This window comes from Sphingomonas sp. P4_G3, from assembly GCF_056401105.1.
In genome coordinates this window covers 1-1,029 of the sequence record NZ_JBFUJZ010000021.1, presented here as the reverse complement: position 1 = coordinate 1,029, position 1,029 = coordinate 1, and the positions used below count along the sequence as shown (strand labels likewise).

Below are 1,029 nucleotides of genomic sequence, written 5' to 3'. Positions count from 1 at the left end.
CCGCCAACCGCGGTATCGCGAACGATGATGCCGTTGCCCGCCGTCGAGCCGCTCGCACCCGAGATATTGAAGGTGACCGTGCCCGAACCGTTGTTGAGGATATTGGCGCCGTCGCCAGTTCCGCCGAAGAAGCCGCCGGCGCCCGTCACGCTGATATTGCCCGCGCCGCCGGTGCCGCCGATCAGGGTCAGACCGTTGGTCGCGCCGGTCACGGTATCGGCGACGGTCACCGTCACCGCGTCGTTGCCGGTCGCCTTGATGCCCTCGGCAAACGTGCCCGTCACCGTGCCGTTGGCCGTCACGCTGAGCGTGCCGGTGCCGATGTTGTTGGCGAAGATGCCGGTCGTGCCCGAGACGTTGCCTGCGGTCACATCGACACTGCCCGCGCCGGTCGCATCAGCCTGCTGCGCGACGATCGCGGTGTTGCCCGTCGAGGTGACATCGCCCGCGGTGACCGTGACGTTGCCGCCGGAGGTCTGTGCGTAGATGCCGTTGCCGGTGGTAACGTTGACCGGGCCGACGGTCGTGACCGTGGTATTGCCGGTGCCGAAATTCTCGGCGTCGATGCCGAACCGCGCGGTAATCGCGCCATTCGCGGTCACGTCGATATTGCCGGTCGCCGCTGCCGGGAAGATGGCAGCCACCATGCCGGCATTGCCCGCCTGGATATCGCCATTGGCCACCTCAGTGACATTGGCGGTCAGGGACTGGCTCTGCACATCGATCGCGTTCTTGCCGACCGCCAGCGCCGTCACCGCGCCGGTCGTGACGCTGATGTCGCCGCCAACCGCGGTATCGCGAACGATGATGCCGTTGCCCGCCGTCGAGCCGCTCGCACCCGAGATATTGAAGGTGACCGTGCCCGAACCGTTGTTGAGGATATTGGCGCCGTCGCCAGTTCCGCCGAAGAAGCCGCCGGCGCCCGTCACGCTGATATTGCCCGCGCCGCCGGTGCCGCCGATCAGGGTCAGACCGTTGGTCGCGCCGGTCACGGTATCGGCGACGGTCACCGTCACCGCGTCGTTGCCG

Annotated in this window: 1 protein-coding gene; it reads right to left on the bottom strand. The window is 67.4% G+C overall.

The genetic code is table 11. The features are described from left to right. Nucleotides 1-1,029, bottom strand: a 1,029-nt coding sequence (locus AC1DQQ_RS22310; protein WP_478046826.1) for a hypothetical protein, incomplete at both ends; no start/stop codon positions are given.